The 22,784-nt window shown below is 40.0% G+C and carries 21 protein-coding genes, 1 tRNA gene and 1 pseudogene; 14 read left to right on the top strand and 9 right to left on the bottom strand.

The features are described from left to right. Window positions 1–306: 306 nt before the first annotated feature. A pseudogene (locus VB693_RS13930) lies at window positions 307–1,605 on the top strand (IS4 family transposase). Window positions 1,606–1,891: 286 nt separating this feature from the next. Here VB693_RS13930 and VB693_RS13925 read toward each other — a convergent pair. The 3 genes from VB693_RS13925 to VB693_RS13915 form a co-directional block, all read right to left on the bottom strand. After that, on the bottom strand, window positions 1,892–3,187 hold the full coding sequence (locus VB693_RS13925; RefSeq protein WP_323266786.1) for an APC family permease: 1,296 nt from the start codon (window positions 3,185–3,187) through the stop codon (window positions 1,892–1,894). A 147-nt stretch (window positions 3,188–3,334) separates the two neighbouring features. After that, complete coding sequence (locus tag VB693_RS13920; protein ID WP_323266785.1) at window positions 3,335–4,717, bottom strand: cytochrome P450; 1,383 nt, start codon at window positions 4,715–4,717, stop codon at window positions 3,335–3,337. A 57-nt stretch (window positions 4,718–4,774) separates the two neighbouring features. Next, window positions 4,775–5,374 carry a Coq4 family protein gene (locus tag VB693_RS13915; protein WP_323266784.1) on the bottom strand — a complete coding sequence of 200 codons (600 nt, stop codon included), beginning with the start codon at window positions 5,372–5,374 and terminating at the stop codon, window positions 4,775–4,777. Window positions 5,375–5,642: 268 nt separating this feature from the next. On the opposite strand from VB693_RS13915, the gene VB693_RS13910 reads away from it, so the two are divergent. Continuing rightward, window positions 5,643–5,843, top strand: a complete 201-nt coding sequence (locus VB693_RS13910) for a hypothetical protein (RefSeq protein WP_323266783.1) — start codon at window positions 5,643–5,645, stop codon at window positions 5,841–5,843. 236 nt (window positions 5,844–6,079) lie between these two features. Here VB693_RS13910 and VB693_RS13905 read toward each other — a convergent pair whose 3' ends face one another. Further along, window positions 6,080–6,682 (bottom strand): DUF4360 domain-containing protein, encoded by a 603-nt coding sequence (locus VB693_RS13905; protein WP_323266782.1) that lies wholly within the window; start codon window positions 6,680–6,682, stop codon window positions 6,080–6,082. A 593-nt stretch (window positions 6,683–7,275) separates the two neighbouring features. Between VB693_RS13905 and VB693_RS13900 the strand changes: the two genes are divergently transcribed. From VB693_RS13900 to VB693_RS13855, 10 genes are all read left to right on the top strand, one after another. After that, window positions 7,276–7,479, top strand: coding sequence for a hypothetical protein (locus VB693_RS13900; RefSeq protein ID WP_190696624.1), 204 nt, complete (start codon window positions 7,276–7,278; stop codon window positions 7,477–7,479). A gap of 276 nt (window positions 7,480–7,755) precedes the next feature. Then, a complete protein-coding gene (locus tag VB693_RS13895; RefSeq protein ID WP_323266781.1) occupies window positions 7,756–9,012 on the top strand; it encodes a GNAT family N-acetyltransferase in 1,257 nt (418 codons plus the stop codon). A gap of 214 nt (window positions 9,013–9,226) precedes the next feature. Continuing rightward, window positions 9,227–9,688 carry a Holliday junction resolvase RuvX gene (gene ruvX, locus VB693_RS13890; protein ID WP_323266780.1) on the top strand — a complete coding sequence of 154 codons (462 nt, stop codon included), beginning with the start codon at window positions 9,227–9,229 and terminating at the stop codon, window positions 9,686–9,688. A gap of 140 nt (window positions 9,689–9,828) precedes the next feature. After that, window positions 9,829–10,401, top strand: a complete 573-nt coding sequence (locus tag VB693_RS13885; RefSeq protein WP_190696621.1) for a DUF3727 domain-containing protein — start codon at window positions 9,829–9,831, stop codon at window positions 10,399–10,401. 281 nt (window positions 10,402–10,682) lie between these two features. Further along, the gene (locus tag VB693_RS13880; RefSeq protein WP_190695889.1) at window positions 10,683–11,222 is read left to right on the top strand and encodes a YqeG family HAD IIIA-type phosphatase; all 540 of its coding nucleotides are present in this window, start codon (window positions 10,683–10,685) and stop codon (window positions 11,220–11,222) included. Window positions 11,223–11,633: 411 nt separating this feature from the next. After that, complete coding sequence (proB, locus tag VB693_RS13875; protein ID WP_323266779.1) at window positions 11,634–12,743, top strand: glutamate 5-kinase; 1,110 nt, start codon at window positions 11,634–11,636, stop codon at window positions 12,741–12,743. Window positions 12,744–13,155: 412 nt separating this feature from the next. Beyond that, window positions 13,156–13,788 (top strand): hypothetical protein, encoded by a 633-nt coding sequence (locus tag VB693_RS13870; RefSeq protein WP_323266778.1) that lies wholly within the window; start codon window positions 13,156–13,158, stop codon window positions 13,786–13,788. A gap of 138 nt (window positions 13,789–13,926) precedes the next feature. Continuing rightward, window positions 13,927–14,199 carry an N-6 DNA methylase gene (locus VB693_RS13865; protein ID WP_323266777.1) on the top strand — a complete coding sequence of 91 codons (273 nt, stop codon included), beginning with the start codon at window positions 13,927–13,929 and terminating at the stop codon, window positions 14,197–14,199. Between the two features lie 3 nt (window positions 14,200–14,202). Beyond that, the gene (locus tag VB693_RS13860) at window positions 14,203–14,346 is read left to right on the top strand and encodes a hypothetical protein (RefSeq protein ID WP_323266776.1); all 144 of its coding nucleotides are present in this window, start codon (window positions 14,203–14,205) and stop codon (window positions 14,344–14,346) included. A 97-nt stretch (window positions 14,347–14,443) separates the two neighbouring features. After that, window positions 14,444–14,528: transfer RNA gene (locus VB693_RS13855), tRNA-Ser, on the top strand. Window positions 14,529–16,072: 1,544 nt separating this feature from the next. Here the strand turns inward: VB693_RS13855 and VB693_RS13850 are convergent. Then, a complete protein-coding gene (locus tag VB693_RS13850; RefSeq protein WP_323266775.1) occupies window positions 16,073–17,134 on the bottom strand; it encodes a J domain-containing protein in 1,062 nt (353 codons plus the stop codon). A gap of 164 nt (window positions 17,135–17,298) precedes the next feature. Here VB693_RS13850 and topA point away from each other — a divergent pair, with 164 nt between their 5' ends. Both topA and VB693_RS13840 read left to right on the top strand, forming a co-directional pair. Next, on the top strand, window positions 17,299–19,458 hold the full coding sequence (gene topA, locus VB693_RS13845; protein WP_323266774.1) for a type I DNA topoisomerase: 2,160 nt from the start codon (window positions 17,299–17,301) through the stop codon (window positions 19,456–19,458). 281 nt (window positions 19,459–19,739) lie between these two features. After that, window positions 19,740–19,910, top strand: coding sequence for a hypothetical protein (locus VB693_RS13840; RefSeq protein ID WP_414577768.1), 171 nt, complete (start codon window positions 19,740–19,742; stop codon window positions 19,908–19,910). A 78-nt stretch (window positions 19,911–19,988) separates the two neighbouring features. Here the strand turns inward: VB693_RS13840 and VB693_RS13835 are convergent, their stop codons facing one another. The 4 genes from VB693_RS13835 to VB693_RS13820 form a co-directional block, all read right to left on the bottom strand. Beyond that, entirely contained in the window at window positions 19,989–20,846 is an 858-nt protein-coding gene (locus tag VB693_RS13835; RefSeq protein ID WP_323266772.1) for a mechanosensitive ion channel family protein, read from the bottom strand. 287 nt (window positions 20,847–21,133) lie between these two features. Then, on the bottom strand, window positions 21,134–22,000 hold the full coding sequence (locus tag VB693_RS13830) for a mechanosensitive ion channel family protein (RefSeq protein WP_323266771.1): 867 nt from the start codon (window positions 21,998–22,000) through the stop codon (window positions 21,134–21,136). Window positions 22,001–22,098: 98 nt separating this feature from the next. Further along, on the bottom strand, window positions 22,099–22,314 hold the full coding sequence (locus tag VB693_RS13825; RefSeq protein ID WP_323266770.1) for a hypothetical protein: 216 nt from the start codon (window positions 22,312–22,314) through the stop codon (window positions 22,099–22,101). Continuing rightward, a complete protein-coding gene (locus VB693_RS13820) occupies window positions 22,298–22,759 on the bottom strand; it encodes a PIN domain-containing protein (protein ID WP_323266769.1) in 462 nt (153 codons plus the stop codon). Before VB693_RS13820 ends, VB693_RS13825 begins: the two co-directional genes overlap by 17 nt. Window positions 22,760–22,784: the final 25 nt, after the last annotated feature.

Raw genomic sequence — 22,784 nt, 5'->3', positions numbered from 1 at the left:
TCTTGCCCCTGCTCCCTGCCCCCTGCCCCCTGCCGTCACAACGAAGGGATATTTTTTTAGTTGGAAGTCTCTAAATCAAAAATATTCAGTTTCTCTCTATTGATAATTTATTTTTTGGTATCTTCATAAACCATACTGACTCCATTGGTGACAAGTTAAGGAAAAGGGGAAATGGTCAAGGGTAGTATTTGCAGAGGTCAAAAATAGTGGGAAACTCATTCTAGACAAGTAGTTGAGCGATTGAGTCCAGTCATGATCACGAGTAAAAAAACCAACAGAGACCACGCAAAAAAGAAACAGCGACCAATGGTGGAAGATGAAGTAATAGCCGAGCAATTGTCAAGATTACTGACACCAGCGATTACAAATCAAGAAAATTACTACCGAAAACTAGGACTCAGAGAGCGGATATTGAATTTACCGTTGATGATGGCTGCGGTGTTAACCTTACTGTGGCGAGACGTAGCCGGAGTCAGGGAACTCACAAGAATGTTAGCCAGAGACGGTTTTTTGTGGTGTAATCCGACTCAAGTAAGTCAACAAGCGGTATCACAACGGTTTTTGACATTTCCATCGGAGTTATTTGAAAAAGTATTTAAAGATTTATTACCTAGTTTAAGAACAGCTTGGGATAGTAGAAATAAACGTCCTTTGCCAGAAGTATTCAATTTACTTTATCAAAATTTGAAAAGATTTGGATAGTAGACGGCTCAACATTGGAGGCATTATTTAAGAAATTAAAAAGTTTAGAAGAAAAAAGAAGAGGACAATTAGCAGGAAAGATGAGTACAGTCATTGATTTAATGACCAGATTACCTGTAGAAATTTAGTTTGAAGAAAATCCTAAAGCCTCTGATACAAAGCTTGAAGAAAATATCCTGAATATAGTTACAGAAAATACCTTACTATTATTGGATAGAGGGTTTTATCACTTTAACTTTTGGCATCAACTAATCGAGAATAAAGTTGACTTTATTACCAGAATAAAAAAAGGAGCAGCAATCAAGGTAGAACAGATATTTACAGAAAGCTATGGACTAAGGGACAGGAAGATACGTCTTGGTTCTGGCACAAAAAAGACTCCATTTATCACTTTACGTTTGATTGAAGTGCGGTCAGAAAAAACATGACATTCCTATTTAACCAGCGTCTTAGACCCGAATGTTTTACCTCCTTATGTGGTAGCCGATTTATATCGGCGGCGTTGGCGAATTGAATTGCGCTTTTAATACGGTAAAAAGACTCTTGGGTTTAAGTTATTTATGGACAGGTTCAATTAATGGAATTAAGTTGCAGATTTGGGCAAATTGGTTATTTTATGCTGTTTTAGTAGATTTAGGTGATGCCGTAGCGGATGAACTTTCTCTGCCCTTTGATGCGATCTCATTAGAAATGATTTATCGTGGTCTTTATCATTTTACTATGGCTCATCAAAAAGGTAAGGCAACAGACCCTATTAAATATTTTGCTGACCCTCAAAATCGAGATTTAGGCATTATCAAACAGAAGCGAAAACTAAACATTAAGTTAATTGTCGCTCCTTTTCCTGATCTTCAACGAGGGTCTGACCAGTTCTTTTTCAACAATTCTCTCAAAGCCTCTTGACAAAAGATTTACAGCCTTAACTTGTCACCAATGGTCCAATGACGGGTTTCATCGTTTAGCCCTGATCTGTTGAATTGTGCTGGAACGCTGTCATTGCGAGGAGGAACGACGAAACAATCGCAAAAACTAAGGGATTATACGATTACTTCGCTCCGCTCGTAATGACAATTTAAAGGGTCTATAGAACTTGAAACCCTTGCAGCTAAAACTTGTGTGTACACGGTAGGTCGCTGGTGGGGAGGGTGGAGTGATTGTGCCTCACTCAACCGAGAAACGCTATAAAACTTTAATTTTGTTGGAATAGCGATTGCCTGATCTGATGCCAAATTAATCCTGCTACAATCAAACCTAAACCGACTTGCCAAATCGCAGAGTCTACCCAGAAGGCTAGGAATAAACAAGATAAAAGCCCTATCCAACCTATCCACACAGGATAAAGGCGTTCTGAAACGGGGAGTCTTAAAGCCGCAAAATTGGTGATGGCGTAGTAAATTAAGACACTAAAGGCACTAAATGACCATGTTGTTTTGACATTGCCTAATAATACTAAAAGAGCGATCGCAATTCCCACAACTATCACAGCCAAATAAGGGGCTGTTTGTTCTCGATTCAAACGTGCTAAAAATCTGGGCGCATCTGCACGTCTACCCATTGCCAGTAATACGCGGGATAAGCCCAAAATTAAGTTTAACAACACGCCTAACATGGCTGTTATTGCACCGATAGCTAAAACTACAGCCGCACCAGTACCCCCGACAGTACGGGCGACAACTTCCAACGGCGCGGCTTTAGTCTGTCCTGTAGCATTCGCCAAAGTCTCCACACCCACAGCCCCAATTCCCACTGTCGCCACTGTCATATACAGCAACATCGTGACGAACAAACAAACAATCATCGCTTTAGGAATCGTTTCCCTAGGAGAACGGGCTTCTTCCCCCATAGTTGCAATCCGTCCATAGCCAGTATAAGCCACAAACATCAACGCACTGGCATGAAGCACTGCCCCCGGAGAACTACTAAAAAACGGTGTTAAATTATTAACTCCCTGTTCTACTGCGCGGGGTAGACAAGCCAAAATAAAGAACGCCAAAGATAACAGCGTTACCGAGACAATAACTATATTAGTCAGATTAGAGCGTTTAATCCCACTCAAAACTACTAAAGTCATAATTACTACAGCCAAGACAGCTATAGGAATCACCCAATCAGAACTCCCACCCAAGAGATTCAGCAAGTAACCGGCAAAACCCAAAGCAGCCGTTGCCGCCGAAGCCGTCTTGGCTACTAAAAACATCCAACCTGCGGTGAACCCAAAAGCAGGAGTGAGATACTTGTAACCATATTCATAACTACCGCCACTGACTGGGTGATTAGCTGCCAGTTGCGCGCTATTGAGTCCATTGCAAGTAGCCACAATTGCCCCAATAGCTACCGCCAAAATGACCGCCGTCCCTGCAATACCGGACGCAATGCCAATGCTGACAAAGACACCCGTCCCGACAATCGAACCTAACCCCATCAGTGTCGCCCCAAAAACCCCTAACTCCCGTTTCAGTTGGGGTGATGAATTGGTAACGGACATCTTGAATAGCTCCCCTTTTATCTGAACATATGATACAGATAAATGAGCTTAGGTGAATATGAGTATAATTAACCCTCATTCAGTGCATACACCAGAAACAAAACCCTTTTTCCCTCCGTGTCTTAGTGTCTCTGTGGTTAAAAATTTTTACCTTTTCTCCTTAACCATCAAATTCACGCCCCCATTAGGCGCAAAAACTACACCACGCCGCACAGGTTTGAGAGGAACTTTATCTAGCAATTCCAGAGAGTAATTTGAGAAAATCGTTGCTAAAACTAACTTCATTTCAAACAAAGCAAATGCCATACCTAAACAGCGACGATTTCCACCACCAAAAGGTACAAACTCATAGGGAGAAAACTGGCTCTCTAGAAAACGTTCTGGTTTAAACTGCTCAGGTTCAGGATATATATCTGGACGATGATGAGTCAAATAAACACAAGGAGAAATCATCATTCCTTTCGGTAAATCATAGCCCTGGAATTTCATTGGTGCTTTGAGAATGCGTGGAAATGCAAAGAAAGCTACTGGATAAATTCGCAGAGTTTCTGAACAAACAGCATTTAAATAAGGTAGTTGAGTAATTATTGCGGGGTCTGCATTAGCTATATCAATTGAGTTGAGTTCTTGCAGCAATTTTTCCCGCACTTCTGGCAAGTAATTAACCCAATATAACGCCCAAGATAAAGCGATCGCAGTAGTTTCATGACCAGCAAATAGCATAGTCATTAACTCGTCTCGTAACTCAACATCGGTCATGGGTTGACCATTTTCATCCCGCGCCGACAATAACAAGCTCAGAATATCTTCACTTTCAGCATCAACTTGGTTACGACGTTCATTAATTTCCTGGTAAATCAACTCATCAAGTAGCTGGCGGCGGCGCAGAAACCGCCCCCAAGGAGTCCAAGCCCCTAAATCCCGTTGCAAAGATTTGAAAAATAAGAAAACAGCACTCAACGGTTGGTTAAAAGTATCCAACATCTCAGTTAAGACTTGCTTGATTTGTTGGTAACGTTCGCCTTCCTCCAGCCCAAACACAGACCGTAAAATTACTTGCAGAGAAATATCCTGCATACTGGGACGGGCGATAAATGGCTGTCCCACAGTCCATTTACTAGTGACTTGCTTGGTGATTTCACAGATTAATTGACCATAAGCCCGCATCCGTTCACCGTGGAAGGGGGGCATTAACAGTTTACGCTGTTGTAAGTGGCGATCGCCATCTAGCAAAATTAGCGAGTTAGCCCCTACTAACGGTTGAATCAGATAATTACCTTTCCCCGCATCAAATAATTGAGCGTCAGCAGTAAATAGTTCTTGAATTGCTTGAGGATTACTAATAATTACTTGTGGAGGAAAATTATTAAACTCTGATATGAATATATCTCCATATTCTTGTTGTGTTTTCTTGAGATAATATACTGGGTTAGTAATGCCTCTAAAAGTTTGCAACCATCTAGGTACACTTGGTTTAGCTGGTAATTTAGGGATAGTTTGATTATTGTTATTCTCTTTAATAGTAATCATAGGTAATGCTCCTCTTTTCAGGTTTTAGACTGTATTTTCGGAAATATTCGTCATTAATTATACTAATTTTAGACTCTTTCTTAATTCCTCAATTGGTTCTTGCCAATGTTCTTCAAAGTGATAACCCAACAAAAAATCTGCTATTTTCCCCAGTTTTTGACCTTTGTTTAGGTTAGCGTAAATCATCTTGCTTTGTTGGGGAGCAAGTATAGGATAGATAAATTGAGCTAACCGTAAGCTGATTTTGAGTGATTTACTATAGTTTTGTTCCGCAGCAAATGCCAATACGCCAATTTCCCCAGCGTAGGTAGTATCAAAGCCGAGTAAAACGTGAAAAATATCGTGGGTGACAGCATAACGTAAAGCAAAGACATTGCGTTGAGCAACATCCGCTAATTCTGGACTAACATTCAGTGGTTTAAGATGATTAATCTGCATATAATCGGCATATTCGCGTCCGAATGTGCCTAGAGGATATTGCCTTAATTTATCCAAATCAATTGGAGGATAATATCCCTCTACTGATTGCAACTTTTCAGCTACTCCAGGAGCAACTTTAGCCCCGAATAAATCAGACTTAAGAATAGCAAAATCACCGAATTTCCCTAATTTTTTGGCAGCAAAAACTGCCTGGATTTGTTTAAATTGTTTAAGCACAATGAGTTTCCTTTTTTACTTTGCACAAAGTATAGAACTCAAGCAATATTAAACATTTCCACATTAACATCTGCAACTTTAATAGCCAAGAAATGAATTTCTTGGCTGAATCAAAGCACAATTTGTTTTTGGGATATTACTACTCTCTAATGTCTTCAGACATTGTAAGGACACACTAATTCTATCCATGCGATCGCAGTTCAATCCCCAGTTAATTGACTCGCCACCGTTGCAGATGGCTTAACCCTCAAAAGACCATGAAGATATATTGTGGGCGATCGCTTTTAGCCCTGATGGTAGTATCTTGGCTAGTACCAGCAGTAACAACACTATTAAACTCTGGTACATAGATAGTGGTAATTGTATAGCTACGCTAGAAGGACACAATACTGGGGTCTTGTACACCGCCTTCAACGCAGAAGGTAATATGCTGGCAGCTGGTGATGGCTATGCTGCTATTACAATTTAGGATATAGACACAGAACAGCGTATCAATACGTTCACAGTCGAACAAATTTACGAACAGATAAACATCTATCTATGCAGTAACAGGTTTGACCACACCTCAAAAATCTGCCTTGCTGACTTTGGTTACTAATTGCTCAACCCTTATTTCTTGGCTCTCCTTTAAAACAGCCAGGCTTTAAAGTCAAGTAACAGTTTTTACCCTCTTCATTACGAATTAGTAATGAAGAGGGTCAACTACTAACACTTGCGATATTTGATGTGATATACCAAACCACGATGTGTAAGATCAAAGGAATCAACAGTCGCCATACCTTGACCACTAGCGGTCATCGCAGCATTCACCCGCATATTTACACTGTCACCACAGCGTGACCAGACGTTAGCTATAGTTGCTAGTTTATCTCGGACGTTATAGTCAGTTTCCCCTTTAAATGCTCTGGAGAAAACAGGGCCACGCTGACCAGCAAAAAAGTATTCTGCTCTCAAATTACCAGTAGTCCTAGGAGCAACATAACCCCGATAATCAGCATCATAGAAGGAAATTTGAAAGCCTTGGGGTACTTTAATCGGAATGCTCATATTACAGCTTTTGCGCCTTTCTGTGGCGTTATTCCCTTGGGCGATAAATTTATCAAAGAGAATACTTAGCTCTTGTCCGTCAGGGCTAACGCTCACACTAGCAGATCCTCCAGGGCAACCATTACCACCGTAATTTGCACCTAAAATCTCAACTTTGTTAGCCAAGGCAGGACTAATAGCAGCCGTCATTAATACAGTAGTTGTAGCCAAAGCAACTTGTGCAAACTTGATAGGTGTTTGCTTGAAATTCTGATTATTCATAACTCCACTTCCTTTGGGTATTTTTACAGACTTGATTGAAAATTTTCGACCAGAGTTTGGTCTGTCAATCTTCGTATATTCCGTGACTTAACTGAGTGTGAATTAGTTTCCCAAGTAAAAAAACTTAGTATTCTTAGCGGAAACTTCACTAAATCTCAGAGTTTACTCTAGTCATGTTTGCAATGTTTAGCCTAGCAACAAAATGCTCGCAATCATTGCCAAATCAGGGTTTTCTCCAAAGTATTGGCTATAGAGAAAAGAACTGCGTACCGAGTAGAACTACTAAGACACTACAAAGTTAATAAAGCCACTTCCAGAAAATATACCCTGATCAGATAAAAATTTTTTACTAAATACAGCACGGCGTAAATAAACTACCTATTCCAAATCAACAAAACCCTTAAGCTGTCTTCATTTTGACTTTTGATTTTTGACTTTTGACTTCCGCGTAGCGGTACTAGCCCCTGATCCCCAGTCCCTCTTTTGCAAACAACCGTTAAACTTCGTTGCAAATTAAGAAGCCCAGCAAAACAACATGATAAGTTTTTATGATGTGAAGACACAGCACTAGAGATAAGGAGAACACAGTGGCAATGGAATCAAATTTATCCAAGGGCGCGGTTTTAACAAACGAAGATATCAGTGAATACGTTGCCCATCTACAGTTGCATATGACTCTACAAGCGCGCAATCTGCTTCCAACCCTCAAGCCAACACAGGAAGATAGTAGAGAACAATTGTTACATCAAACCCAAGCCACCGTTGAAAAGCTGGTTTCTCGTCAGGGCTTATACTAGATAGCACTGAAAAAGCACATAAAAGCCTTGTGTAGTCAGGGTTAATACTTCACTCCTGGGGATGCGTAGTTAAGAAAAAATATAATTAACAAAAAAAGCAAATAAAATAAAAGCAGATTATGTTGGGTGAACACCAAAAGTCTACTCAACAGGTCTGCTTCTTCTATTTTTTAAGTATTTTAGTGACGAAAATCACCCTTTTGGAGCAATAGTAAAGAACGGAAAGCCGTTAAGATAATTGCAGCAGTTCCTCTGTTCCCAGTTAGTTAAGGCTACATGGCAGCCCAAATTAAAATGAATTCCTTACTTCCCCAAAACCTCAGCGTTGTCATCCGGCCAGTCCAATACCGGGATCTGGATGGAATTGAGCGCATATCTCAAGAGTCATTCGCCGCCTTGTCTCCCAAGGGTATCAGCGTTGTGAAGCAGCAAATGGAATTGTTGCATCGCTGGTATGGGTTACTTCGATTTTTGAGTTGGTTTCCCAACCCGCTAAAATATCGTTTCTGTGCCTATGTAGCCGAACAGGGACGGATGCTCTTAGGGATGATTCAAGTATCACCGTTCAATCGGACACGCAGCACTTGGCGCGTTGATCGGGTGGTGTTGGATCGAGGTGCTGATAAGCAAGGAATTGGTTCGCAACTCTTACGCCATTGCTTCGAGTCGATTTTGGAAGCTCGGACTTGGTTATTGGAAGTGAATGTCAATGATCTAGAATCGCTAGCACTTTATCGCCAAAATGGATTTCAGCGTCTAGCGGAAATGACTTACTGGGAAATAGAGCCGGAACTGCTCACAGAACTAGCGCAAGCCGAACCAGACTTGCCTAACCTTCTACCTGTAAGTAATGCTGATGCCCAGTTACTATATCAATTAGATACAGCATCAATGCCGCCTTTAGTGCGTCAAGTATTCGATCGCAATAACCGCGACTTTAAAACCACTTTGTTCGCTGCATTGTCTGATGCTATTAAGCAATGGGTAACAAAAACCGAAGTAGTCAGTGGCTACGTGTTTGAACCCCAACGTAAAGCAGCCATCGGCTATTTTCAGGTGCAGCTTGATCGCAAAGGCGAAACCCCCCACGTCGCTACCCTCACCGTTCATCCTGCCTATACTTGGCTATATCCAGAGCTACTGGCTCAGTTGGCTCGCATTGCCCAAGATTTTCCCCAACAAGGGTTAAAACTAGCGTCTTCTGACTATCAGCCAGAAAGAGAAGAGTATTTAGAGCGCATTGGAGCGAAACGCATAGAACATACATTAGTTATGTCGCGCTCTGTGTGGCACAAACTACGGGAATCAAAATTGGTTTCCTTAGAAGGCATTCAGTGGACTGACGTACTCCAAGGCTTACAACCAGCCCGCAAACCCATACCTGGAGGGATGTCTTGGGCAGAAGCCAGACAGCAGCAAGCTTCAGAAATCCCCATCAAAAACCCGTCAGAATCAGTCAATTTTGGCTGCAAAAACTGTAATATTGATCCGTCTTGCCACCATGAATCAACGGATGGCAAACAGGAGAATTAGTCACTTCTGGGGACTATGAATTTTAGATTTTGCGGAAAGTTCTGTAGGCGGGTTTCCCGCCGTAGGAAACTTTTCAAGACAGATTTTAGATTTTGGATTGAATAATCTAAAATCCACTCATTGCAAAGCTGGGGACTGGGTAGACAAGGTAGACAAGGTAGACAAGGGAGTTAAATCAGTGAACTGTTTACTGTTCACTAATAACTGATAACTAATGACCACAAAGTATATATCAGCACTGGGATTAGATGTAGGTAGCAAGCGGATTGGCATTGCGGGATGCGATCGCACGGGATTAATCGCTACAGGGATAACAACTCTGGAGCGTAAATCCTTTGAGCAAGATGTGGTGCAAATCCGTAATTTAGTTCATGAACGCGAAGTACAGGTGCTGGTTGTAGGTTTACCCTATTCAATGGATGGCTCTATAGGTTTTCAGGCTCGCCATGTCCAAAAATTTGCGAATAGACTGGCGAAAGCTCTACAACTGCCTATAGAGTACGTCGATGAGCGACTAACTTCTTTTCAAGCCGAACAACTACTCATAGCTGAAAATCGCTCACCTTCACGGAATAAAGCTTTAATCGATCGCAAAGCTGCATCTCTAATTTTGCAGCAGTGGCTAGATAGCAAACGAGCTATTACCCACGGTTCAGAGATAGCTATAGAGTATTGATACCTTTGAACATGATATTCTGAAAGCTGTTACACAGCAGTTGTATTTAAATCTAAAGCTATTTGCTTGACATTATTAGTCATAAAACAGCAAAGCGATTTTCACAACTGTTGGTACTTATCAAGTTTCATCCATTAGCTATGTTTTCTTCTCCATTTTCTGAAAATAACGATCAAGCTCCCACAGGTTCCATCACTTTGACTGATGATAAGGGGCGAACCCTTGAATGTTACATAGAACATTCGCTTTCAGCAGATGGACAGGAATATGTTCTGTTGCTTCCTGTAGATTCACCCATAGAAATTTTTGCTTGGGAAGGTGATGACGAAGAAGAAGAAGCTGTTCTGGTAGAAGATGATGCCATAATTGACGAAATTTTTAGCACAGCTCAAGCTGTCTTAGCGGAGCAAAACTTGTTGCTAAAAAACACTGCTTACGCTTTGACAGTTGCTGGCGAATTACCACCGGTAGAAGATTCAGAACTTTTTACTCTAGAAATCGAAGAGGATGAGGCAGATTTAGAACCAGAGCAATTGCAATTACTTACCACCTTCTATCATGATGAGCAGGAGTACGCAATTTATACGCCGCTTGATCCACTGCTGTTTTTTGCCAGAATAGCAAAAACTGGCGAACCTGTATTACTGTCTCCAGAAGAGTTCCGCGAAGTGCAACCGCTTTTAGAAGAGCAACTTTTTAATGAAGTGGAATAAAATGAAAAGTTTCCAATTAAAAATTAAAATCTGGCATTTTTAAATTTTTAATTAAGAATTTTCAATACAACCGAAAAATTCTAGTCACAGAGTCAAGCAGTTATCATGACTTAGGTTGATTCAACCTGCAATTAAGTTACTGTGAAAATCAATATCAGGGGAAAGGTGACAGGGGAAAGGTGACGGGTGACAGGGTACAGGTGACAGGGGAAGCAGTCCGATAACTGTTGACTAATGACTAATGACTAATGACTAATGCTAATGATTAATTACTATTGACTATGACTTGGAACAAGTTCTTACAGCCTAATTTGATTTTGGATGGTTCTGTGTTGAACCTCACACCAGAGATTATTCAACATTATGGGCTGAAAGGGCTAGTGTTGGATGTCGATGAAACTTTAGTACCGATTAGAGTCGGAGCAGCTTCCCCAGAACTTAAGGACTGGGTAGAGCAAATGCGTATCTGTACATCGCTTTGCTTAGTGAGCAATAACTTGAGCGAAGCCCGGATTGGTAGCATTGCTCGCTCTCTGAACTTGCCATACTACCTAGGAGCAGCCAAGCCTTCCCGCAGAAAAATTCGTTCTGCACTCCAAGCGATGGATTTACCTGTGCATCAAGTAGGGATGGTAGGCGATCGCTTATTTACCGATGTCTTAGCAGGGAATCGTTTAGGTATGTTTACCATTTTGGTAGAACCCATTATCCATCCTGATGCTGCTCTGCGCTCCCATCCTATTCGTAACTTTGAAGTTTGGTTCTCAGAAATCCTCGGAGCTTCGATCATCTCCCAGGACACAAAAATTCACAAAGATTAATCAATACTTAAAGAATCTAAATCTAAAAAAATAATTAAGAAAAATGGTAAGCAGCAAAAAATCGAAGATTATAAGTATTAGTAACATGGGGTCAGCCAAAAAAGACCCTAGCCCATAACAAATTAAATATAAACTAGTAAAGCGTCAGCCTTCACTTATAGAAGGACTGGCGTTTTGCAATTTATTGGTTAATTAATTAGTCCAGAACTCAGGGCTTTTTTGCCCGAAGGAGAAAAGGATACAAGCCTCTAAATTCATTTATGGATAACTTAGAAACAATTGTGCCGCGATGCTTCAGCACAAAGCAGGAAAAGTCTTTGTTTCAATTTCTTAAATTTATTTATGGGGATTGTCATTTTTAATTTTTAATTTTTAATTTTTAATTTTTAATTCCCTAAAGGGGATTGACTAATGACCAAAACAATTGTCGTCAAAATCGGCACATCTAGCCTAACTCAACCACAGACTGGACAACTGGCACTTTCGACGATCGCCACTTTAGCAGAAACTCTGACTTATTTAAGACAGCAGGGTCATCGAGTTATTTTAGTGTCTTCTGGGGCTGTGGGAGTGGGTTGTGCGCGTTTGGGTTTAACCGAACGTCCTAAAGCGATCGCACTGAAACAAGCCGTAGCCGCCGTTGGTCAAGGGCGATTAATGCGGGTGTATGATGATTTATTTACCACCTTGCAACAGCCAATTGCTCAAGTCTTGTTGACTCGTAGCGATTTAGTCCAGCGCAGCCGCTATCTCAATGTCTACAATACTTTTGGTGAACTGCTGGGATTGGGGGTAATTCCTGTCGTTAACGAAAATGATACCGTAGCCATCGATGAACTGAAATTTGGCGATAATGATACCCTTTCGGCTTTGGTAGCCAGCCTTGTAGAAGCAGATTGGTTATTTTTGCTCACCGATGTCGATAAACTGTACTCTGCTGATCCCCGTTCTGTACCCGACGCGCAACCAATCTCTCTAGTGACGAGCATGAAAGAATTGGCAGAATTACAAGTGCAAACAGGCTCTCAAGGTTCACAATGGGGTACTGGTGGTATGGTGACAAAAATCTCAGCAGCGAGAATTGCGATCGCGGCGGGAGTGCGTACCGTGATTACACAAGGAAGATTCCCGCATAATATCGAGAAGATTTTACAAGGGGAAGCCATTGGTACACATTTTCAACCCCAACCAGAACCAACCTCTGCGCGTAAACGCTGGATTGCATATGGTCTTGTACCTGCGGGGAAATTATATTTAGATACAGGCGCGATCGCCGCTATCGTCGAAGCAGGTAAATCTTTATTAGCAGCTGGGATTAAAACCATTGAAGGCGAATTTGACAGCCAAGATGCAGTGCAATTATGCGATGTCAACGGTCAAGAGATTGCCAGGGGACTAGTTAACTACAATAGCACCGACCTGGAAAAGATTCGTGGGTGTCACTCTAGAGACATTCCCGCAATCTTAGGTTATGTCGGTGCGGAAACTGTCATTCACCGGGATAACTTAGTTCTGACTTAAAAGCAAAAACTCATCATACTTCAAGAATCAAAGAAATACCTCTAGAGTTTTGCTTGTTGAAGAACATAAAAGTGGGCATTATAAGCAGGACTTACGCAACTGGTACAGGGCGATTGCTTTCAGCACCAGCGAAGCTGATCGCAAACGAATAGTACAGCGCAATATAAACGTATTACTCTAAAAGAGATATCTTTCACTAGCTCCTATTCTCTAATTAAGAATAAAAAATTGTGGGAGCATCCAATTTTGGCAGATCATTTTTTTTAGAAACCCCATATAGTGGAGTTTCTGGCACTAGATAATTATGTTTTTTCCAAAAGTGAATGCACCCTCTTAAGTTCGTATCATTACTAAGTTGTCAGACTATTACCCTGGATGAATACATAACACCCATCAAATTGCATAGCTAACCATGTATAAAAATCCTTTAAAAGACAAAAAAATCTGGTTTTGGGTAATAGGAAATACTATTGGCTTAAGTAGTGGTATTATTACTGCTTTCTTTTCCACCTATACATATACACTAGAATACTTGCCTATATCAGGTGCTACTTGCGGATTCTTTTTGGGATTTGCCCAAGGTTTATTTTTACCAAAACTTTTCAATCAAAGAATCTTCGCAATCAATAATCATATTCTGGTTAAATGGATTTTAGCAACAACTTTCGGTATGTTTATAGGTGGGGGAATAACAAGCTTATTAGGTCGTTACATCTCTAACCCGGCTGTTGTTTTAATATCAGGTGTATTTATCACCATAATTTCCCTAAGCTTTGCTCAAGGATTGGTTATGAGATGGGAAATGAAAAAAATTTATAGCTGGTTATTTGCTAATCTTTTAGGCTTTTTATCTAGTGGGACAGTAGGTGTATTCGTATATTTTCTTTGCACTTCAATTGTCGTAGAATTAACGGGGGGCGGTTTGGGAGCTTTATTTGTACTTATACCTGTGGCGGGTTTATCAATTAGTTTATCTACTGGGTTGATTTATGGTAGCATTACTGGCTTATTTTTACTCAGATTATTAAATGATAAAAAAGTCTAAGGCAACATTTTTATAAAGATACTTTAGTGCAGTTCTTAAGTGCAGTTCTTAATTTATCTTGATTTCAGAAATGCCAATCAAGACTTTGCACATCTTGTTTATTCATGGCTAAGAATTCAGTAAATCCTATATCTAACATTGTTTCTACTACTGTTCCGCACCAATGAAACAGCCTTCCTTCAAACTAAATGCAAGCTATTAAATGACTGTAAACTGTGGTGTATTGTGAGCTTACTTGCTGGTACATTCGTAGCTGCTGGTGGGGGTGTAAAAGCCAATATTCTGTTCTTTACTCGTGGCCAGGTGACAGAGAAAATTTGGTATTATGACTTGTTTGATATCAAGATAGGAAAACGCACCCCACTAAGCCGTAAACACTTTAAAGAATTTTTAGAACTGTTACCCATGTAGGAATTGAAGCCAAAAACTTATGACCTCAAGGCGGTTAACCCTAACGTCAAGGTTGAGGAAGATACCCACACCCCAGAGGACTTGTTGGATTTTATTGAGGAGAAGGGACAGGAAGTGGCCGCAGCGTTGGCAGTGTTGCGGGGGTGAAGGGATGCTATGATGACAAGAGGAAACTGAGTCTCAGTAGTTTCCTAAACTCACTAGGATTGAACTTTTAAACACTCAAACCCGTGAGTTAATATCTGGAGAGGTGTCCGAGTGGTTGATGGTGACGCACTCGAAATGCGTTTTGGGGAAACTCAACGGGGGTTCGAATCCCCCCCTCTCCGTTTAATCTCATCTCAAGCTGTAGGATATGTCTCCTATTATTGCGATCGCAATGAGATATATTTTCCATAAATTTTGACCCCTTCAAAAAGTGCAGAGTCAATTTTGGACGTTACTTCCCTTAGATATCAAAAAAAGGGATATTTAAACACATCCTTTAGGAAGATGACCTATAACAAGAGTAGTTTTAAATTAATTCTGGTGTGTCGAATAACTGCTTTCTATGGAGGTTTAGCACTAGCTAAACCTTTTCTATAGGTATACAAAATTTTGGGTTATCAGGTGACAATATTTATTTCATTTCTATTAAATGTATATTTTAAAACTTGCTCACTAGATTTTAGGCTATGTTTACACACCTATTGATAGATGGACTAAAGTAGTATTTAAAATATATTACGTGGCATATGGTAAACTCTTGGTTTGTATAGGCTTGGATAACAACCAAGCCTATTTTGTAAAAACTTAAAAAACAATTTTTTATTTTAATATTTACAACTTTAATTAGAAAATAATATTTTGTTTAAATACTTTAATTAATTTAAAATAATCTGCTAATTATCAAGCAAAAACTGAATCAGCATCTTTCCATAGATGGGGGATATAAATTTCCTAAATAGGTAGAATTTAGCTTGTTAATGCCTGAAAAACGTGTGTGTACCCTGGATTATCTTCCAGGGTCTTCTTTTAATTTGATTAAATTTGTACATGAGACTTAGAATTAGACATAGGTTGGGTTGACGCAAGTAAACCTAACATAGATAAAGGTTTTGAGTTCTTTGCGTTAACCCAGGCTAAAAATTTTTGCCTCATTTAAGCCTTGTTATACCACTACAAATTGGGGATTTTTTAAATTGAAAATCTCTATAATGCTGAATACAGAATTAGTATTCTAGAATTGCATACCAGATTTTTTAAATTTTGTACACATCTTTTTGACAGATGAATTATTCTCAAATTAGGCATAAATTAAAAGCATATGGTAAACACCTGGTATGCCTAGGGGCTGAGTGATGACTCAAGCCTCTTTTTACTTTTTATTAGTTTTCTGGACATAAAATTTATTGCTGAGAAGTTAAATCTGACAAAATGATGAATTTACCATTTATAGCAATAAATTGATACATACTGAAGGAAGATGCTATGTCAAGACAGTCGTTTTAAATTAATTTTGTACGTTGTTAAGCACAGCAATTATAGAGGTTTGGTTAAAGACCAAACCTTTTTTATTATCAGCTAAATTAGCACATATCAGCTTTGAGATGATTTGTATACACTCTATAGGAAGATGAACTAAAGTAAGAGTAGGTTTACATTAATCTTGGTGTAGTAAATGCTTGGTATATATAAAGGCTTGGTTTAACCAAGCCTTTTTTTATGAGTAATGGGGTTATTTTTGGAGGAAATTTAAAGGTTAGTAGTGAGTTAGCTTCAAGAAACATAGATGACAGGCTTCCTTGCGGACGCTCTCTCGGAATTGTCAACTCTAGGATCATTAAAAATGGTGCAAGTTGAGAGTTAGTACAGTCTGCGCCTAACTTTCTTTCTAAAATACTATTATTCCGTCTAATTCTGACATCATTTGCTCAAGCATATCTTCCATCATTGCCTCATTCAATGAACGTAGAGTTACTGGACCACTCAGAAATTCTTTAATTGTCAATTTCTGGTCACGGAAATTTTGGACAAAATCACGAATTTCCGTGACTACATTAATCTGATGATCTATTGTCTCTAGCATCATATCAATAGAGTCAATACCTTGTTTAGCTGCTTTACGAGCATCAGCAACCATTGCGCCTTCAGGAGTATTTTTAGCTGAACGTAGTTCCTGTTTCAAGTTCTCATATTGATTGAGTAGAATTTCATTTTGCTGTTCTATAATTTTACATTTGCGAGTTAAATCATCTTCGCTATTATTATCGATAGATTCGCCGACTTGATGCTTTTGCTCTATTTCTAAGAGTCTTGCCAAATCCCCTTCTTGGTAAGCTTTATTGATTTCCTTCATGATTTCGGTATGGTACTGAAGGGTTTCGTTATCTTGGACTTTATCAGGGTGAAAAATCTCTGCTAACCTCAAAAATGTTTGCCGAACTTTTCTAGATTCATCTGTTCTAGTTGCAGAAGGAGATTCTATAGATTGTTGTGTTTCCCAAGCTTGATGGCTGTCTTTACTTGTTTCTTGGGAATTATCATCTTGAGGACGGAGATTTTCAAACAATTCATCTAGTTCTGTATCTGCATCAGAAACATCAAATTTTAAACTGATGATTCCTGTTAACTGGAGTTGTTGATAAACTGCTTCTATATTTTTTTTTGTTTGTTTACCGAACTTTCTTTTAGTTAAAATTTCTTTGAATAGAGTATGAATTTCTTGGTCAAGTTCTGCCATTTTTCGGAAATTGGGATTGGCTTTGTGAAATATCTCCGTGGCTAAAGAACGTATCTGGTCAACAAAATTCTTTAGTTCTGTTCGCTTTCTCTTAATTTGTTTCAGTAGCGATTGATGTTCCTTTTCTAATCCCTCTAAGCGGATATGTAACTCGGAAAGAGCCAAGGGTATTGTTTTGCTGGTGTGAGGTGGAGACGCAATTTTACGAGGCATGGAAGGTGTAGGTAAATTGAGGGCTTCAAGCAGAATAACTGTCAGGGTATGTATAAATCAACTGACACAAGATATATTTAGTATGTAAGTATTGATAGTACATAACTACTAAGTGTATGATCAAAAGTTGCTTCTGTTATAAGAGTATTTAACAAGCGGGTGCTATGGTGAAACGTCTTTTAGTCGTTGAATCCCCTGGTAAAGTTAAAAAACTTAGTCAAATTCTGGGTGCAGACTGGATTGTCCGTGCTAGTTGTGGTCACATTCGAGAACTCAGCAATGAAGGTGAGGATTCACTGGGATTTAGTATGGATGGCGGTAGTGTCCGATGCAACTATGTGCCGCGTGACCAACGGGCTAAGGAGACAATTCAGCAGCTAAAGGCGTTTACTAAGCAGGTTGACGAAGTTGTCTTGGCGACTGACCCAGACCGGGAGGGAGAAACGATCGCCTGGCATCTTAAAGAAGTGCTAGGATTACGTGATGCGAAACGAGTTATATATACTGAGATTACAGCATCGGCGGTGAGGTCTGCGATCGCTCGCCCCAGAAAGCTAGACTCTAACTTGGTAGGTGCAGGATTATGCCGCGACTGTTTAGATAAGTTGGTAGGTTATAAAGGCAGTCCCCTCGTTTGGGCATTAAATAACGGTGCTAAAAGTGTCGGTAGAGTCCAAAGTGCTACATTACATCTAATTTGTCAGCGCGAAAGAGAGATTCAAACTTTTGTTCCCCAAGATTATTGGAATGTCTGGGTAGATTATGCCGAGGGTTTCCGAGCTTTTTACAAGGGTATGGCAAACTCAGCCCAAGAAGCGGAACAACAAGCAGTAGAAACCCATGATGATGCCGCAGATAATACAACAAAAGCACCAGAATCTAAGCGTGTGCTGTCGGAAGCAGAGGCTACAAAGTTAGTCGAGGAAGCACGAAAATATCCTCACCAAGTTATCCAGGTGGAAGGTAAGACAGTTCAGCGTCAACCGCCTCCACCCTTTACCACCTCCACTTTGCAACAAGCAGCCGGTTCTAAGCTGAGATTTGCCCCAGACAAAACTATGCAGGTGGCGCAAAAGTTGTATGAGGCTGGGTTAATTACTTATATGCGAACAGACTCAGTAATATTGAGTCCTGAATTTTGTGCGAGTGCGCGTCAGTGGTTAGAACAAAATGACCCGCAGAACGTGCCACCCCAAGTAGCCAAGCATCGCAGCAGCAAATCTGCACAAGAAGCCCATGAAGCAATTCGCCCTACAGACGTATTTCGTCCCTCAGCACAATTACGAATTGAATTACCAGCCGATGAATTTAATTTATACGTGATGATTTGGAAACGGGCAGTTGCTTCTCAGTGTCGTTCTGCCCAACTCCGTAAAACTCAAGTGGTCACGCAGTCAGGGAATCTGTTGTGGCAAGCTAGAGGGCAAATCATAGAATTTTATGGTTATGCCAAGTATTGGAATAATCTCAGCAAGGATTCGGTTTTACCTTCTGTGCAGCAAGGACAAGCTCTAAATCTGAAAAATGCCAATTTTGAGCAAAAACAGACACAACCGCCGCCACGCTACAGTGAACCCAAATTAGTGCAGTTAATGGAGTGTAAAGGCATTGGTCGCCCTAGTACCTATGCGCCTACTGTCGCCACCCTCAAGCATCGGGGTTATGTGGAGTTGGCAAAGGGAAGCCTACAACCCACAGCTTTAGGATTAGAAGTTGATGCCTTTTTACAGAAAGCACTGCCGGATTTACTAGAAGCAGAATTCACCGCTAAGATGGAAGACGCTCTAGATGCGATCGCTCACGGTAAACAAGGCTGGCAACAATATCTCACTACTTGGAATCAGGATTACTTTGTACCAGCACTCACCAAAGCTAAAACTGTAGTGGTGGGCGTGTCAAATATTACGGCATCTGCTACACGCCAGTACGAAACCTCTAGGACGCGTTGCCCTGAGTGTAACAATTTTCTCTCTAAGATTAAAAGCAGTAAACTTAAGAAAAAATATTTTCTCAAGTGTACTAGTGGCTGTGCCAACATTGTACTGTTTTGGAGCGATCGCAGCAAAACTTGGGAAGCACCCAGAAATCAAGCCAGCGCAGGAGAGAATCAGCAAAAGCCGCCTGCTAAGGTCACGTCTTATCCTTGTCCTGTATGCAAACAGCCTTTAGAGGAGTACAGTTACACCAAAGATGGACAGCCCAAAACCATGCTGCGGTGTTCTAATCCCCAGTCACGCCAAGATAAAAAACATAAAGATGTCGCTTATTTCAGCACACAAAAAGGCTGGTGGAGTCCTAAGTTGGGTAATTTAGGAGAGTCATAACCTTGTTTAAATTCAAAATTTTGTTAGGAAGAATAAGAATAATTTTGAATTAATTAATTCTGGGTACATATGTTAACCGAAATGTATTGGAAGTGATGAGCCAAGGTAGATCAGGAAAATTGATAAGTGCAACAGCAACCCGTTCCCACAAGATTTGAAAATTTAAGCTAACATAGGTTTTGAATTAACTGTCAGTTTTAGACTTTATGCCTCAAAACCATAACAGCAATTCCCGAAAAACAAGAAAATTTAAACCTAAATTTAGTTATCTTTTGGTAACAATGGTTACTTTAGTAGTTGCATTTCCTTGGTTATACGAAGTTAAAACAAAAGCTGGAATTAATATATCAAAGAGTCGCCACGCGGGTACTTTTATCGAAAAGCATACACGAGGACTATTTCGATGTGAGTGGCTGTACCCTTATCATTGCGATCGCTCTCAGATGAATTAGATTAGCATCTTGGGTTTGTAGTAAGCACTTTAGTGCTTAGAAAATCAGGACTAAAATGCTTACTACAAACTTATAGTCTTATGAATTTCTCAAAGATGTAGAGGAAACAAAAGGCTTAGTTCCATCCTCAGAATTACCAGTAAATGCGTAGCGTTGTTCAGGAACAGGATAACCAGCTTCGCCAAAGGTTTGTTTGATGACTTTATTCGTGTCAAAATAAACCTGCCAGTAATGTTCATTATTACAATAGGGACGTACCGCTAATACAGTCCCTGCCAGATTAAAATCCAAAATCTCTACATCTGGGGCTGGGTTATTTAACACATGGGGAATTTGGCTGATTCGCTGTTTTAATAGCCTAATTGCTTCGTTATGATCAACTTTGTGATGTAGTTGTGCTGTTAGATCAACACGACGGTAAGGATTGACAGAGAAATTTTCAATATTGTCAGCAAAGATTTTATTATTAGCAACTATCGTCATCACATTATCAAGTGTATTGATAGTTGTTGTAAACAGTCCAATTTCTGCCACTTTTCCGGTTACACCTGCGGCTGATATCATGTCACCTATTTTAAAGGGACGAAAAATCATTAAAAAAGCACCAGCTGCAAAGTTTGCTAATAATCCACTCCACGCTGCACCAATGGCTATACCAATTGCTGCTAACAATGCAGCAAAAGAAGTAGTTTCAACACCAAAAAAGCCAAGAATTGCCACAATTAGAATAATTTTTAGCGTTATGGAAATAATATTCAGCAAATAGCTAATTAGTGTCGGCTCAATATTTTGGCTGCGGAAACCGCGACGTAGTAATTTTAAGCCAAAATCAATCAACCTTTGACCAATAATCCATATGGCGATCGCGCCTAATAATTTCAAACCAAATTGTGTTAAAAGTCCAATGGCAACCGGCCAAATTTGAGTTAAATTCATAGAATTTTCTCGATTTGTAAAATTACTAAAGTTGACAAGAGATTCAGGATAAATTTCTGAAATTATTGGTACTTGCCATAATGGTGTGAATAAGCAGAAAACCCCACCTCTTCCTAAAGAGAGGTTTTGTCGCTGCTGATTTTTAGAAGCTACTTACTTAGTTAGAGTTTTCGCTGAAACTAACAATAAATAATCAACTAAAAAAAGTAGATAAAGTATTTACTTTACCTACTTTGCACTTATTATTTTGTTGTTAATTTAATACATTGCAAATCAGCGCATAGTTTTTACTGTGAAATAAATTCACTTAATGAGCCGGTGGGAACTACAGCATTCATTGCAACTTCTGAAGGACTGCTGACAGCATAACGTTGTTCAGGAACTGGGAAACCCGCTTCACCAAAGGTTTCCTTAATAGCTTTATTAGTATCAAAATACACTTGCCAATAGTGGTCATTATTGCAATAAGGACGCACCGCTAATACTGGCCCTGCCAAATTGAAGTCGAGAATTTCGACATCTGGCGCGGGATTATCCAACACATTGGGAATTTGGCTAATCTTAGCCTTTAATAGCGCGATCGCCTGATTATGATCGACAGTATGATGCAGTTGAGCTACCAAATCAACTCGACGGTAAGGATTGGCAGAATAATTCTGGATATTGTCACCAAAGATTTTGTTATTAGCAACAATTGTTAACACGTTATCAAGTGTATTGATGCTGCTTGTGAACAGTCCAATTTCGACAACTGTTCCCGTCACACCACCGGCTGTAATAAAATCACCAACGTTAAACGGACGAAAGACAATTAAAAATGCACCAGCCGCAAAGTTGGCCAATAGTCCACCCCAAGCTGCACCAATGGCTATACCAGCAGCTGCTAGTAAAGCTGCAAAAGAAGTTGTTTCAATCCCAAAAAAGCCGAGAACTGCTACAACTAAAACGATTCTCAGGGTTACGCCAATGATATTGAGCAAATAATTAATCAGCGTCGGCTCAATATTTTGACTGCGGAAAGCGCGTCGCAGCAGCTTGAGTCCAAAATCAATCAGTCTTTGAGCAATCAGCCATAGCGCGATCGCACCTATAACTTTCAAGCCAAACTCGGTCAAGAGTTTCAGCGCAAATTCTCCAATCTGCGGCAAGTTCATAAATTATTCTTAATTATTGGTATTTATCAAAGAACATACTAGAAATTCTGCTCAAAATGCGTATAAATACTTTTTTTTAAGATTTAAGAATTTTTATTCTACTCACTTTGTTTTCGTCGCTCTTCAATGCGAGCGAAAATTTCATCAAGGGTGGGATTTCCTAATATTTCATCTCTATCGGTTGTGTAATCTCCACTACCTTTTTCAAATTGCTGCATAAATCGCGCCATTCCAGCAGGACCAAGAGCCTGAGTGAGTGCCTCTATTCCTAACCGTCTAATCTCAGCTTGAGTCAGCTTAGTTACGTCTAGCATCTATTACCTCCAGTACCCATCGTAATGGATTCTCTACTCTCACTTGTAGCATGGCACTGTATCTGGCTGCTAAACGCACCATTCTGTTATCAGTTGTTAATAAAACATCGGCATTTCCAGTTTCTGCACAAGCAATATGAGCCGCATCAAAAGCTTTAAAACCAAGAACAGCAAGTTGCCTCGCACGATATTTAACCTGTTCATTAGCTAGAATTTTGGTGTTGGCTACAGCCATCAAAATCATCATTTGCTGTTTTCTTTCTCCTTCCGGTGTCTGTTCCAACTCATCATCTATGACTTCACTTCCCAGTAATTGCCATTCACCAATCTGACAATGAGTTAAGATTATCCGCACTGCTTCTGTTTCCAAAAGAATGCGTTCTTGTGTCTGGTCATCGAAAGGCCGATTCAGACAACACACATCCAAATAAATTAAACACTCCATAGGTACATCTTGCTCGGTATGATAT

The sequence above is a fragment of the Anabaena sp. UHCC 0399 genome (assembly GCF_034931465.1).
Taxonomy (GTDB): domain Bacteria; phylum Cyanobacteriota; class Cyanobacteriia; order Cyanobacteriales; family Nostocaceae; genus Trichormus; species Trichormus minutissimus.
The sequence above is the reverse complement of the archived record's forward strand: the minus strand, read 5'-3'. Positions and strand labels throughout refer to the sequence as shown.